Annotated in this window: 12 protein-coding genes and 1 pseudogene; 7 read left to right on the top strand and 6 right to left on the bottom strand. The window is 67.4% G+C overall.

Going from position 1 to position 13,164, the window contains the following annotated elements; genetic code table 11:
- Window positions 1-7: 7 nt before the first annotated feature.
- The 3 genes from VZC37_RS16925 to VZC37_RS16915 all read right to left on the bottom strand — a co-directional run bounded on the left by VZC37_RS16925 (window position 8) and on the right by VZC37_RS16915 (window position 2,992).
- The gene (locus VZC37_RS16925; RefSeq protein WP_330433865.1) at window positions 8-1,051 is read right to left on the bottom strand and encodes a quercetin 2,3-dioxygenase; all 1,044 of its coding nucleotides are present in this window, start codon (window positions 1,049-1,051) and stop codon (window positions 8-10) included.
- The gene (locus VZC37_RS16920; RefSeq protein ID WP_330433863.1) at window positions 1,048-2,037 is read right to left on the bottom strand and encodes an alpha/beta hydrolase; all 990 of its coding nucleotides are present in this window, start codon (window positions 2,035-2,037) and stop codon (window positions 1,048-1,050) included. Before VZC37_RS16920 ends, VZC37_RS16925 begins: the two co-directional genes overlap by 4 nt.
- Window positions 2,038-2,113: 76 nt before the next feature.
- Window positions 2,114-2,992, bottom strand: a complete 879-nt coding sequence (locus VZC37_RS16915) for a LysR family transcriptional regulator (protein ID WP_330433861.1) — start codon at window positions 2,990-2,992, stop codon at window positions 2,114-2,116.
- A gap of 191 nt (window positions 2,993-3,183) precedes the next feature.
- Between VZC37_RS16915 and VZC37_RS16910 the strand changes: the two genes are divergently transcribed.
- Genes VZC37_RS16910 through pcaC form a run of 5 tightly spaced genes read left to right on the top strand, consistent with a single transcriptional unit; the run spans window position 3,184 to window position 7,366 of the window.
- Window positions 3,184-4,368, top strand: coding sequence for a 4-hydroxybenzoate 3-monooxygenase (locus VZC37_RS16910; protein ID WP_330433858.1), 1,185 nt, complete (start codon window positions 3,184-3,186; stop codon window positions 4,366-4,368).
- The gene (gene pcaH / locus VZC37_RS16905) at window positions 4,353-5,189 is read left to right on the top strand and encodes a protocatechuate 3,4-dioxygenase subunit beta (RefSeq protein WP_330433856.1); all 837 of its coding nucleotides are present in this window, start codon (window positions 4,353-4,355) and stop codon (window positions 5,187-5,189) included. Before VZC37_RS16910 ends, pcaH begins: the two co-directional genes overlap by 16 nt.
- Window positions 5,186-5,740 (top strand): protocatechuate 3,4-dioxygenase subunit alpha, encoded by a 555-nt coding sequence (gene pcaG / locus VZC37_RS16900; RefSeq protein WP_330433853.1) that lies wholly within the window; start codon window positions 5,186-5,188, stop codon window positions 5,738-5,740. The genes pcaH and pcaG overlap by 4 nt, the downstream gene beginning before the upstream one ends.
- Entirely contained in the window at window positions 5,737-6,966 is a 1,230-nt protein-coding gene (locus tag VZC37_RS16895) for a lyase family protein (protein WP_330433852.1), read from the top strand. Before pcaG ends, VZC37_RS16895 begins: the two co-directional genes overlap by 4 nt.
- Before the next feature lie 22 nt (window positions 6,967-6,988).
- Complete coding sequence (pcaC, locus tag VZC37_RS16890) at window positions 6,989-7,366, top strand: 4-carboxymuconolactone decarboxylase (protein WP_330433850.1); 378 nt, start codon at window positions 6,989-6,991, stop codon at window positions 7,364-7,366.
- A gap of 6 nt (window positions 7,367-7,372) precedes the next feature.
- Here the strand turns inward: pcaC and VZC37_RS16885 are convergent, their stop codons facing one another.
- A complete protein-coding gene (locus tag VZC37_RS16885) occupies window positions 7,373-8,935 on the bottom strand; it encodes a DUF222 domain-containing protein (RefSeq protein WP_330433848.1) in 1,563 nt (520 codons plus the stop codon).
- A gap of 177 nt (window positions 8,936-9,112) precedes the next feature.
- Window positions 9,113-9,661: a TetR/AcrR family transcriptional regulator gene (locus VZC37_RS16880; protein WP_330433846.1), complete on the bottom strand. Its 549-nt coding sequence runs from the start codon at window positions 9,659-9,661 to the stop codon at window positions 9,113-9,115.
- Window positions 9,662-9,815: 154 nt separating this feature from the next.
- Between VZC37_RS16880 and VZC37_RS16875 the strand changes: the two genes are divergently transcribed.
- On the top strand, window positions 9,816-11,012 hold the full coding sequence (locus tag VZC37_RS16875; RefSeq protein ID WP_330433844.1) for a cytochrome P450: 1,197 nt from the start codon (window positions 9,816-9,818) through the stop codon (window positions 11,010-11,012).
- Between the two features lie 52 nt (window positions 11,013-11,064).
- Window positions 11,065-11,838, top strand: a complete 774-nt coding sequence (locus VZC37_RS16870) for an IclR family transcriptional regulator (protein WP_330433842.1) — start codon at window positions 11,065-11,067, stop codon at window positions 11,836-11,838.
- Window positions 11,839-11,843: 5 nt separating this feature from the next.
- On the opposite strand, the pseudogene VZC37_RS16865 reads toward VZC37_RS16870, so the two are convergent.
- A pseudogene (locus VZC37_RS16865) lies at window positions 11,844-12,907 on the bottom strand (alpha/beta hydrolase).
- Between the last annotated feature and the right edge of the window lie 257 nt (window positions 12,908-13,164).

The raw sequence follows: 13,164 nt of genomic DNA, 5'->3' as shown, positions 1-13,164 counted from the left end.
CGCCGATTCACAGATGGCTGTACGCGCTCTCCGGCGGCGGCCCGACCATGGTGACGTCGAGATCGGAGATCTGACCGAGCTTCGTCATCAGCGATGCCGGGTCGACGAGCCCCTCGGTGTACACGTTGTCGGCGGTGGGCTCGCCGGTTCGGTCGAAGAACGGCTCGAACACATCGGTGGTCAGCACGCCCAGCATCCGGGTGTTGTGGGCGCCGAGGGCGTAGCTGTGAATGGTGCCGGGCGGTGCGTGGACGAAGTCGCCGGGAGTGAGGAGGACCTCGGTGCCGTTGACCCACAGCCAGATACGGCCGGACAGGCAGAAGAAGTTCTCGGTGTGCAGCTGATGGAAGTGCTGTGGGATGTAGGGTTGCCGGTTCCCGAGGGTCGTCACCGAGAAGTACCGACGATCGGTGTTCGCGGCACGCGCCGAGAACGTGTTGACGGCGTCGGGCCACGCCCGGTGATCTCCGGTGTGGGCCCGTTGGACGTAGGGCCGGGTGTCGGTGGGCAGCGTGTCGTCCCAGGTGTCCGACGCGTCGTGGAGTGGTAGATCGTGTACCGCCCACTCGGCCGGGATGCCGGGCGCGTCACTGCTCCGACCGGCGCGGTAGATGTGTTGCGTCACAGCGGTATCGGCGTCACCCAGATCGGCAAGTGCGCCGCCGGGAGCGGAGAACAGCAGAAACCGCGACATGTGTTGTGCGAACCGGTATGCCACGGGCACGCCTGCGGGAACGTGGACGGAGTCTCCGGGGCCCAACACCTGGCTCTCGCCCGGCAGCCAGAACTGGATGGTCCCGTCGAAGACGTAGAACGACCGCTGGAACGGCACGCTGTGGAACGGGGCGCCCGAACCGCGGGGTCCGAGAACGAACGCGGCGTCGAAATCGCCTCCGCTGTCGGCAGAACGGGCGACGACGGTCCACAGCTGGTCGCCGATCTGGTGGCGCTCACCTTCCCCGCTGGGCATCAGGTACGGGACCTGCTCGCCGGGCAGAGCGCCGACGACCGGGGTCAGCCGATGGATCGTTTCGAGGTCGTGGACGGTCATGGGTTCTCCCGGTCTGCAGTGGTGGAATCGATTGGTGTGGAGAGCAGATGCTGCTCGAAGAATCGTCCGATGGTCGCGAATCCGTACTCGGAGGGCCGGGGTGCGGCCGGGTCGGTCGAGGTCCGCAGAGATGCCGTCACCGGTTCCTCGGCGGCCAGTCGACCGTCGTCCATGACCTTCGTCATCGCGACGTCGAGTCGGCCGGCGGGGTTGAGAAACCCGTGCCGGTAGCCGTGGAGCAGGTAGAGCTCGGTGGGTATGCCGTGTGCGAGAAGGCAGTCGAACAGCAACTCGCTGTGTGCGTGCGGCACCAGAACGTCACCGGTGCCGTGCGAGATGTGGAAGGCAGGGGCGGCCTGCGTCACCTGCAGGTGGGGCGACGCGGCACGTGCGAGGTCGGGGAGCTCGGCGGCGAGGCCGCCGATCAGCCGGGCCTCCGGCGAGGTGTGCGGATCGGTGCCGGGGAGCGCGGCGCCCGGCGCGACCCGGTCCCCGACGAGGTCGACCGGTGGGTACGACGCGGCTACGGCCTGGATCTCGCAGCCTGTATCTGTCGGTGACACTGCCTCTCCGGTTAGCTGTTCCATGTGCCCGGTCACGCCGGCGAGCGCGGCCAGATGGCCGCCGGCCGAGGCGCCCCACAGGCCGATCCGGGTGGGGTCGACGCCGAACTCCCCGGCACGTGAATGCAGGAATCGGATTGCCGCGCGAACGTCGTGCAGTTGGGCAGGGAACGTGGCGTCACCGCTGAGCCGGTAGTCGATCGAGGCCATCGCGATCCCGCGTCCGGCGAAGTGGGTCGCGAGATCGGGTGCGAGAGTGCGGTCGCCGGTGAACCATCCGCCGCCGTGCAGCCACATCACCACCGGCGGGCGGCCGCCCGCCTCCGGGAGGTACAGGTCCATCAGCAGCGGACCGGCAGCCCGATCGGCATACGGCACGGTCCGTGTACGAACACCGGCGGGCGTCGTGGAGGTCGTAGTCACCCGGACATGGTGCGGCGCCGATCACACGGACGTCCATCAGGAATTCCGGAACACCGCGTTCGGTCGGACCGAACGGTCAGCCGTCGACCGTTTGTGCGGCAGTGGAGACGACCTGCACGAACCTGTCGAGTTCCGGGCCCGGTGGGTCGGGTCGACGGCAGAGATAGGTGGTCAGACGAGGGAGGCCGGTGGTCGGGACGAAGCGCAGGCCCGGCCGCGCATAGGCCTCCGCCGCCGACTCGCCGGCGATGTTGATCCCCGCGCCCATCCCGCACAACTCGAGGATCTCGTCGAAATTCTGGGCGATCGGTCGGATGTGCAGATCGGCGGTGTCGCCGAGCAATGCTTGCGTCCAGACGGCCGATGCGCCCGTCGTCGGGCCCATGATCACGGTCTGGCCCGCAAGGTCGTCTCGCCGGATGGCGCCCCTCTGCGCGAGCGGATGGTCGTCGCGTAGGACCACGACACTGCCCTCGTCCCACAGGCGTGCCGCATCGAGGTGTGTGGGGCCGTCGCCGGCCTCGGTGAGGAAGGCGCAGTCCACCTCGTTGTGCGCCAGGGCGCGATGGCTGCCCTCGAACCCGAGGTGCTTGATCTCCCACGTGACATCCGGCATCGCCGCGGTGGCGTGCGCCATCACGGTTCGGAACCGGCGGCTCGACACCATCAATCCGACTCGGATCGTCGCTCGCGAGCGGGCGGCAGTACCCCAGGCGCCCACCGCGTCCAGCGCGGACAACGCCTCCCGGGCCAATGGCAGCAAGTCCTCGCCGGCCGCGGTGAGAGACACCGATCGCGAGCGTCGGAGAAGGTCGTGACCGGTACGCCGCTCAAGTGCGGCGACGTTCTCGCTGACCGTGGACGGACTGAGGTGCAACGAGTCGGCCGCCCGGCCGAAGTGCAGGTTCTCGGCGACGGCGACGAAGCATCGAAGCTGTTGGGGCGTGATGTCCATGGAGTGGCCACAATCCTATGCAGCTGGTCATCCACGCGAGATCGGTCCGCCACAACTTTTCCAGCGCTTCCACTGAGTGAAAGCTGGTCATCGACTTCTGTGATCCCGACCTCCTACGGTCAACGCAATCGCATCACCTCACAGCACCATCACCACACACGAGCTCACCACACAGAAAGCGGAGACGATTGATGAGCACTGTCGCTCACACCCGCACCCAGGTGGCCATCGTCGGCGGTGGCCCCGCCGGCCTGATGCTGTCGCACCTGCTGCATCTCGCCGGGATCGACAGTGTCGTCGTCGACAACCGCACCGTCGAGGAGATCGAGACCACCCATCGCGCCGGCATCCTCGAACGCGACAGCGTGCGGCTGCTGGTCGATTCGGGCGTCTCCGACCGTGTGCTCACCGACGGCCACGAGCACGAGGGCATCTCGCTGCGCTTCGGCGGCGTCAGCCATCGCATCGACTTCCAGAAACTCGCCGGCGCGTCCTGCTGGCTCTACCCGCAGACCGAGGTGTTCATCGACCTGCACCGGGCACGCACCCGCGACGGTGGTGACGTCCGATACGGCATCACCGACACCGAGGTCACCGATGTCCTCGACACACCGACGGTGCGCTTCGCCGACGCCGACGGCGCGCGGCACGAGATCACCGCCGACCTCGTCGTGGGCGCCGACGGGTCGCGCAGCATCTGTCGCAAACTGGTCGCCGACCCGCACATGTATTACCGCGAGTACCCGTTCGCCTGGTTCGGTGTCATGGTGCAGGCGCCGCCGAGTGCACCCGAACTCATCTACAACCGGTCGCCGCAGGGCTTCGCGCTGATCAGCCAACGCACCGACACCGTGCAGCGCATGTACTTCCAGTGTGATCCGGGAGAGAACCCCGACGACTGGTCGGACGACCGGATCTGGGAACAACTGCACACTCGACTGTCCGGTGCCGACGGATTCCGGTTGAAGGACGGGCCCGTTCTGGAACGGACGGTGCTGCCGTTCCGCAGCTTCGTCCAGTCACCGATGCGCCACGGCCGTCTGCTGCTCGCCGGCGATGCCGCCCACACGGTTCCACCGACCGGTGCCAAGGGGCTCAACCTCGCGCTCTCCGATGTGCGGGTGCTGGCCGAGGTCCTCGAACGGGCGATCACCAAGGGTGATTCCGACGCTCTCGACACCTACACCGACCGGGCGCTGGCCCGGGTGTGGAAGGCGCAGCACTTCTCGTACTGGATGACGACGATGCTCCACAACAGCTCGGACGCATCGGATTTCGACGAACAACGGCAGCTCGGCGAGCTGGCGACCCTGGTCGCCTCCGAAGCCGGGTCCACTTATCTCGCAGAAGGATACACAGGATGGCCACACCACTGATTCCGGATACCGACGTGTCGGAGGTGTTCACCGACCACGGACAGATCTCCTCGGATGCCGCGCACGGAACACAACAGCAGATCAGCGACGAGATCGCCCGGATCGGCGATCGGTACGCGTCGGCCCTGTCGTCGGGCGGTGTCCCGGAGACCGCACCCCGACTCGACTACGCGCCGTACCGGTCGAGTCTCCTGCGCCATCCCACAAAGAGCTTCCTGCACAATGATCCCGAGGGCATCGAGCTGTGGTCACCGGCGTTCGGGCACCGCGACGTCGACCCGCTCGAAGCCGACCTGACGATCCAGCACGGTGGCGACCCCATCGGCGAACGGATGGTCGTGACCGGACGAGTGCTCGACGGCAACGGCCGGCCGATCCGCAACCAACTCGTCGAGGTGTGGCAGGCCAATGCGGCCGGTCGCTACATCCACAAGCGCGACCAGCATCCGGCGCCCATCGACCCCAACTTCACCGGCGTCGGGCGTTGCCTCACCGACGACGACGGCTGGTACCGGTTCACCACCATCAAGCCCGGTCCGTATCCGTGGAAGAACCACCACAACGCCTGGCGCCCTGCGCACATCCATTTCTCGGTGTTCGGCACGGCGTTCACGCAGCGGCTGGTCACGCAGATGTACTTCCCCGGCGACCCGCTGTTCGCGTTCGACCCGATCTACCAGGCGATCGTCGACCAGCAGGCCCGCGACCGCCTGGTCGCGACCTACGACCACGATCTCACGCAGCACGAGTGGTGCACCGGATACCGTTGGGACATCGTGCTCACCGGTGCCGCCCAGACCCCGATGGAGGAGGACCAGTGACCCTCGCCCCGACTCCGGGCCAGACCGTCGGCCCGTTCTTCCACTACGCACTGCCGTTCGACGGTGGGCCCGAACTCGTCGCGCCGGGAGATCCGCGGCGGATTCGACTGCACGGCACGGTGTTCGACGGCAACGGTGACGCGGTTCCGGACGCCCTCATCGAGATCTGGCAACCCGACGCCGACGGCAACGTCAGCCGCGAGCCGGGGTCGCTGCGTCGTGACGGTTTCACCTTCACCGGGTGGGGACGTGTCCAGACCGACCGGGTGGGCCACTACTCCTTCGCCACCATGCCGCCCGGCGCCGTGACCGACGGGGCGGCACCGTTCTTCGCGATCTGCGTGTTCGCCCGCGGCCTGCTCGACCGGTTGTTCACCCGCGCGTACCTGCCCGAGAGTGTGCGCGCACTCGCCGCGGACCGGTTGCTGTCGGCGGTTCCCGACGGTCGTCGCGACACCCTGATCGCGGCCAAGGACGACGACGGGTACCGGTTCGACATCCACCTGCAGGGCGCCGACGAGACCGTCTTCCTCGATCACGGCGGCCGATGAGCGGTCTGCTGTGGCCAGGCGATCATCGCGCAGGTGACATCTTCACCGACGGGGCTTTCCTCGACGCGATGATCCGGGTGGAGGCTGCGTGGAGCGTGGCCCTGGCCGCGGCCGGGGTCGCACCCGCCGGCGCCGAACTCGATGTGGATGCGCTGCGCTCACTCCTCACCGATGCCGATCTCGAGTCGGTAGCGGTCGAGGCCGAGTCGGGCGGTAACCCGGTGATTCCGCTCGTGCGCCTGCTGAGGTCGCGGCTGGGCGCCGGCCCCGCGGCGACTTGGTTGCACCGCGGGCTCACCAGCCAGGATGTCGTCGACAGCGCGCTGATGTGGTGCGCGGCCGAGGCGGTGGCGGCGATCTCGACGGCACTCGACTCGCAGGTCACGATCCTCGCGCGCCACACGATCGAGCACCGTCACTCGCCGATGGTCGCGAGAACACTGACGCAGCAGGCCGTTCCGACCACCTTCGGCCTGAAGAGCGCACTGTGGCTGCGTGGCGTCCTCGATGCCCGGGAGCGACTCGACCTGCTCCGCTTCCCGGTGCAGCTCGGCGGTGCCGGCGGGACGTCGGCGGCGGTCGTGGAGCTCGCCGGGGCCGACGCCGACATCGCAGCGCTCGTCGCAAGATCCTCGACCGTGGCCGCGCGTGAACTCGGCCTCGAGCCGGCCACCCCGTGGCACTCGGTGCGCACCGCGATCACCCGGATCGGTGATGCCGCCCTCGAGTGCACCGACGCCTGGGGCCATGTCGCCAACGACGTGATGGTGCTGGCCCGGACCGAGATCGGTGAGCTGTCCGAAGGGGCGGGCGGGGGATCGTCGACCATGCCGCACAAGTCCAACCCTGTACTGTCGGTGCTGATCCGCCGTGCCGCGATCGCCGGGCCGCCGATGGCCTCGACCTTGCACCTGGCCGCCGCGGACGCCGTCGACGAACGGACGCCGGGCGGATGGCACGTCGAATGGGACACGCTCCGAACCCTTCTGCGACGAGCCGTCGTCGCGGGTGATCAGACCACGAGTCTCCTCGACGACCTCCGAGTCCACACCGAACGGATGGCCGAGAACCTGGCGGCGGCCGGCGCGGCGGTGACATCTGAGCAGTCGACGATGGCCGAGATCGCCGGACACCCGGCGGCATCGGAGTATTTCGGCGCCGCAGACCAATTCATCGACGCACAGCTCGAACGTGCGCGCGCGATCACGCAGAAGGATGAGCAATGAGGAAAGGGACTCGAGGACGACGATGAGCCGATACGACGACGGAATGACGGTGCGACGCGAGGTTCTCGGTGACGCACACGTCGACCGGGCAACCAACGCGATCACCGACCTCACCCGCGACTTCCAGGAACTCATCACCGAATACGCGTGGGGCAGCATCTGGACCCGTCCCGGGCTGGATCGCCGGAGCCGGTCGATGATCACGTTGACCGCCCTGATCGCCCGCGGACACCACGAGGAGCTCGCGATGCACCTGCGCGCTGCGCTGCGCAACGGCCTGACCCGCGAGGAGATCAAGGAGGTGCTCCTGCAGTCGGCGATCTACTGCGGTGTGCCCGATGCCAATACGGCGTTCCGGATCGCGAACGGGTTGTTCGCGGAGGTCGACGAGGAGGCCTGACCCGCGTCACTCCTCCCTCCGACGGCGGTTGCGCTCTCGTTCCTGTTGTCTGCGGGCATGTTTGGCCGCCAACCGCGACACACGTCGGGCCGGTGGGACGGTGGGTTCCGGGGAAGGCGCAGGTTCGGCGTCTCCCGGTGGTTCGGGCGACGTGAATCGGATGCGCAGGAGTCCCGGGAACATCGTCTCCAGGTTGTCCGGATCGCCTTCGATCACCAGGCCTTCGGGTGTGGTGAACTCGGTGCGCAACCGGCCGCGGCCATCGCGGTACATGTCGTCGACCCACCGGCCGAACGTCTTGAGGATGTGGAAGAAGCGGTCCTTGATGTTCAGGTTCTCCGGCACCGTTTGTCCGCCCGCGGCCGGGTCGGCGTGGTTGTATTCGGCAACGTGTTCGACATCGCCCTCGAACGCAGGGGTCGTGTTGCCGGGCACCACGCTGTAGCCGTCCCGTACCCGGATGTAGGTGTCCAGGGCGGCTGACGGACGATACGGGTCAGACGGCAGGTGTGCCGGCAGGGTGAAGGTGCCATCCGGATTCTGCGGGGTGCCCTTCGGTACCAGCGGCTTGATCACGGCGTCCTTCCGTGCCGCGAGATCCCGCACATGCTCGTCGGAGATCACCCCGTGGCCGTCGACGAAACCCGCATGCTCGGCGTCACCGGTGAGGGTGGACTCGTCGCAGACGACGTGGATGACGATCTTGGCGTCCGCAGGCGGTACGGTCCCCGGCTCCGGAATCTGCGCGGTGCAATCCTCCTGGCCGCAGAGACATTCGAATCGCGTGCCGGACAGCAACGCGAACATGGCATCGGACGCGCGCTGTTGTTTCGTACGTTCGTCCTGGGCGCACACTGCAGCCGCGAGCGCTTTCACCGCCGACGCAGCGATCCGCACGTTCTCCGCCGACATGGTCCCCGCGATCTCTGCCATCCCGTCCGGCTTCGGCGTCGTCGACATCCGGCGGTCAGCCATCGCGCGTCTGCGTGCTTCTCGGACCGCGTCCGGGTCGTGACGGAACACGATGCGGTCCGTCATGTTGCGAAGCCGTTCGGCCGACCACGCCCCACGATGCAGATCCAGTTCGGCGGCGATCTCGGCATCGACGGCTGCCATGCATTCCTGTCCGCTGAGCAGATCGGTGCGCGCGATGATGGTCGAGACGCGGGCCTGCGAGATCTGCCCGTTGCGGAGACGCTCGGAGACCTCGGGAAGGCGATCGCGCAGCGCCACCGCCTCGTGGATCAGTTGCTCGGCGCTGCGTTGGGAGATGCTCAGTGCCAAGGCGATCCGGGCGGCGCAGTCGGCGAAGCCGTCAACGACAAGCAGGTCCTCTGGCCGCTCCTGGTCACCGACCAGACGCCGGTGGAGCTCGGCGGCCAGTTGATAGTCGTGCCAGGCGAGATATGCGATGCCGCGTTGCGTCGATGCCATCGAACCGAGGAGTTGATTCGTATCAGCCTGGGGCACACCGTCGGAGTGCACATTCCCGGTGAACAAGGGAGCGAGGTCGGGCCACGGCGAGGCCTCTCCCCACCACGACGACAGCCGCCAATCCGGAACCGACACCCCAACACCCTTCGGAGACCCAACACCTTCGGAGACACTGTGGACATCGCGGAACGCAGGCCCGCATATCTCAGAAGGTGGATCGGCCGCTCAGGGTCGGTCCGGTGTCACATCACGTGTTCGATTCCGCTGAAAACCAATGTACGACAGGGGTCCGACAGATTTGATCGCAGCAGGTCAGGCCGGACGTAGCGCGCGTACCAGGATGTCGATGAGTTCGCGTTCCTCGGCGGGATCGTGCGCGGGCACGGTGAGGATCGACAGAATCGCGCGAATCGCGAAGCGAACCGTCACAGCATCTCCGGGATCGAGTCCCATGAGGTCGGAAGCCGCCGCGACGATCGTCGGTGAGTGGACGACGGTATCGGCCGCGGCGAGGACCTGACGCGATTCGACGAACTGGCGGATCACACGGTCGGACCGGATCGCTTGCACGGCCACCGTGATCGCGACCGACGTTCGCTCGCGTCCTGTGACACCGGCGGTCGCCGCTTCGACCTCGGCCACCACGGCCGCCGAAGAGAATGCCCACACCGCCTCGAGCAACTGCTTCTTGCCACCGACATGCCGATAGACCGTCGCCCTCGAACAGTGAGCACGACGAGCGAGGTCGTTGAGGTCGAACCGATCGAGTCCATCGCGACCGATCATCTCGGTGGCCAGCGTGTAGAGCCTGACGCGCGCGGTGTCGCTGCGGTCGTCGCTCACCAGCCAGTCGCCCGTCACGGTCTCAGTGTGAGACATCTGCTTGGAATGTTTCACCGATTGGTCGAGGTCGGTCGATGGGCGTGAGACACCCAGCACGTGAACCGTCGCGCCCGGGGTGTCGACTTTCCGTCTCCGGTTGATTTCGGTGTCGTGTGGAGTCGACGCTGGTCAGGTGCATGATCTGGACAACCCCTACCCGTACTTCGAACATCTGCGGAGCGTGGCGCCGGTGGCCCGGCTGGACGATTCGCCCTTCTATCTCGTGTCGAGCTGGGACCTCGTCGCCGAAGCGGTCTCCCGGCCCGACGACTTCTCGTCGAATCTCACCGCGACGATGGTCTGGACCGCGGATGGCACGGTGACGGAGTACCCGATTCTCGAGCTGGGTTCCCCGCTGCATGCGCTCGCGACCGCCGACGATCCGGTACACCGTGATCATCGAAAGATGGTCATGCCGTCACTGGTGGCGAAACGCATGAAGGATCTCGAACCGTTCATCGATCGGACGCTGAAGCGTCTCTGGAACGACGGGATAGGCAGCGTTGGACTCGGCAGCGGCCGGATCGATTGGATGACCGCGGTCGCGCAGCAGTTGCCCATGGCCGTCGTCGCGGAGCTCCTGGGATTCCCGACCTATGACATCGACGATCTCGTCCGCTGGTCATTCGCCGCGACCGTCCTCCTCGACGGGGTGGTGACCGCCGAGCAGCTGGACGCGGCCGGCGTCGCGGTGGGAGAACTCAGTGGCCATGTCGCAGCGGCATTTCGAGAAGCGGTCGAGGGATCCGGACAAGGCGTGATGGGTGACTTGGCCACGGTGGTGCGCCGGGGTGACCTCGAAGAGGGGACCGCGGTCGTCATGCTGATCCAGCTGGTGGCGGCCGGGGCGGAATCGACGGTCAGCCTCCTCGGCAACGCCGTCTGGCTGCTCGGACAGCAACCGGAACTGGTCGGGCAGCTGCGCGATGAACGCGACCTCGTGCCGACCTTCGTCGAAGAGGCCCTCCGCGTGGAGTCGCCGTTTCGCGGTCACTATCGGCACGTCGTGTCGGACACCACCCTGGGCGACGCCACGTTGCCGGCAGGCTCACACCTGTACCTGGCGTGGGGTTCGGCCAACCGCGACGCCGACCAGTTCGACGAACCGGACCGCATCGTCCTCGACCCGTCGCGGCGTCGGCCCCATCTGGGCTTCGGCAAGGGGATGCATCTGTGTGTCGGCGCGGCCCTCGCTCGTCTCGAGGCGCAGACGGCGATCAACTTCCTCTTGGATTCGACGACGGAGTTCGTCGTCCACGGTGACAACCCGGAGTGGGAACGCAGTCTGCTGGTACGGCGGCTGAGAACACTGCCGCTCACCGTGTCCTGATCGCCATGCGCAGCCCCTACACTCGATTCCACTGAGTGGAAGGGGTCTGGCGATGGCGGGCAACACGGGTCGACCGGGGCAGTCCGTGGCTGCCCGGACGTTGGCGGTGCTCGGAGTGTTCGACCGAACCCATCGCACGCTGACCCTCACCGAGATCGCCGAGCGTGCCGACCTGCCGGTGCCCACGGTGCATCGTCTCGTTCGCGAACTGGAGGCCTGGGGTGCGCTGACCCGCCGGCCCGACACCCGCTATGTCATCGGGCGACGTCTCTGGGATCTGGGCCTGCTCGCCCCCATCCAATCCGGCATCAGGGAGATCGCGGCGCCCTTTCTGCAGGACCTCTACGCGGCGACCTTCGCGACCGTGCATCTCGCGGTGCGCGACGGGGTGGAGGTGCTGTACCTGGACCGCCTGTCGGGGCGGGCGTCGGTGCCGGTGGTCAGCCGGGTCGGTAGTCGACTTCCGTTGCACTGCACCGGCGTCGGCAAAGTGCTTCTCGCCCATGCCCCCGACGACGTGCGGCGCCAGGCGATGGGTGACCTGCCGGCGATGACCCCGCACACGATCGTGGCGCCCGGGGTGCTGGACCGGCAGCTCCGTCAGGTCCGTCAGCAGGGCTACGCGACCACCACCGAGGAGATGACACTCGGCGCGTGTTCGATAGCGGTGCCGATTCGTCGAGGTGACGAGGTGGTCGCCGCGCTGGGTGTAGTGGTGCCCTCCCTGGGCCGCAATCGGGCGACCCTGGTGGCGGCAGCGCAGGTGGCCGCGCAGGGGGTCGGCCGCACGTTGGGCGGGGGTATGCCGCCACCCGCGATGGTCTGACAGGTTCAGGTGTCCGCGCTGTCCAGGCCGGTCAAGAATTCGTCCACCCTCGGCCACGTCTGCGCGCTGGCCTCGCTGCCGGCGATCAGACCCAGGTGGCTGGTCTCGACGGTGGTGAAGTGCACCTCGGGAGAATCGGCGAAGATCTCGACGCCATGGCGTGCCGCACCCCAGCTCACGATGGCGTCGCGATGGCTGCCGAACAACTGGATCGGCACCGCGATGGATGTGAGGTCGATGCTGCGATCGCCGAATCGCACGACGCCACCGGCGATCTCGTCGCGGTAGACCAGGTTCTGCCACATCTGCTCGGCCAGCTTACCCGGATAGCCGGGCAGGGCCTCCTGGAACCAATCGATGACCTGCATCCGCGCCAACGCCTCGGTGTTGTCGGCGTTGCGGAGGATGTAGCCGGGTTTCTTGATCTCGCGCTCCCACGCCGTCGCGCGGTAGGCCAGGCGAACCAGCGGTGCCGGGATGCCGCCCATCGCTTTCAGCGAATACGTGACCGGGGCCGGCCCGATCGGCCGGATGAGCCGCTTCACCAATGGATACGGCTGCACCAGAGAGTAATTCAGCGGGGTGCCGATGGCGGTGATCGACCGGATCGGCAGTTCGGGATGGGCAGCGGCGGTCAGGAACGCCACGGTCCCGCCCAGACTCCACGCGGCGAGATCGACGGTGCTCGTGGTCTCGCCGGAGTCGGCGAGGACCTGCCGATCGCGGCGGGGACGATGTCGTCGGCGAAGTCCTCGAATCCGAGATGTCGATCGGCATAACCCATCTCGCCGAAGTCGACGACGTACGGGATGCGTCCGGTCGCCAGCAGCGACGCCACCACCGACATGTCCGGCGCGAGGTCGTAGCAGCGGGCGGGGACCGCGAGTGGTGGCACCAGCAGGACCGGCGTGCGGTTCGCCGCGCGCGCCGCGTCGACCTCCGCGTCGGTGCCGTAGCGCCGAAGCGTCCGGTGATGTCCCTCGGACAGCGTCCTGTGCGGGGTGGGCTGGTCCTCGGCCACACGCTCGCCGCGCGTCAGGCGATAGAGGGTACGGACGCCGTCGAGCATGGGCACCTTCCGGTCTGGTGGGATACGGGGTGCGATCCTACGGGAGGTGCCGGTCGTGTCGGCACGTTGGTCTGTGCGGCGACGTGTGGTCACGGGGGATCTCGATACGTCGACTCGCTGCCGCTCGCCGACTACTCGATCAGCGGGAGGGGTGACTCGCTGCCGCTCGCCGACTACTCGATCAGCGGGAGGGGTGACACCTCCTCGTCGTTGATGAGACGCGACGATGACAAAAATCGGCTCCGTGAGGGCGTATC

Source organism: Gordonia sesuvii (assembly GCF_036350415.1).
Classification (GTDB): domain Bacteria; phylum Actinomycetota; class Actinomycetes; order Mycobacteriales; family Mycobacteriaceae; genus Gordonia; species Gordonia sesuvii.
Note: the sequence above shows the minus strand (reverse complement) of the source record. Positions and strands in the feature narration are given on the sequence as shown.

Bases quoted from the DNA above. Each gene is read 5' to 3' on its own strand.
- VZC37_RS16925 (WP_330433865.1), bottom strand. From the start codon at position 1,051: ATGACCGTCCACGACCTCGAAACGATCCATCGGCTGACCCCGGTCGTC.
- VZC37_RS16915 (WP_330433861.1), bottom strand. From the start codon at position 2,992: ATGGACATCACGCCCCAACAGCTTCGATGCTTCGTCGCCGTCGCCGAG.
- VZC37_RS16910 (WP_330433858.1), top strand. From the start codon at position 3,184: ATGAGCACTGTCGCTCACACCCGCACCCAGGTGGCCATCGTCGGCGGT.
- pcaH (WP_330433856.1), top strand. From the start codon at position 4,353: ATGGCCACACCACTGATTCCGGATACCGACGTGTCGGAGGTGTTCACC.
- VZC37_RS16895 (WP_330433852.1), top strand. From the start codon at position 5,737: ATGAGCGGTCTGCTGTGGCCAGGCGATCATCGCGCAGGTGACATCTTC.
- pcaC (WP_330433850.1), top strand. From the start codon at position 6,989: ATGAGCCGATACGACGACGGAATGACGGTGCGACGCGAGGTTCTCGGT.
- VZC37_RS16870 (WP_330433842.1), top strand. From the start codon at position 11,065: ATGGCGGGCAACACGGGTCGACCGGGGCAGTCCGTGGCTGCCCGGACG.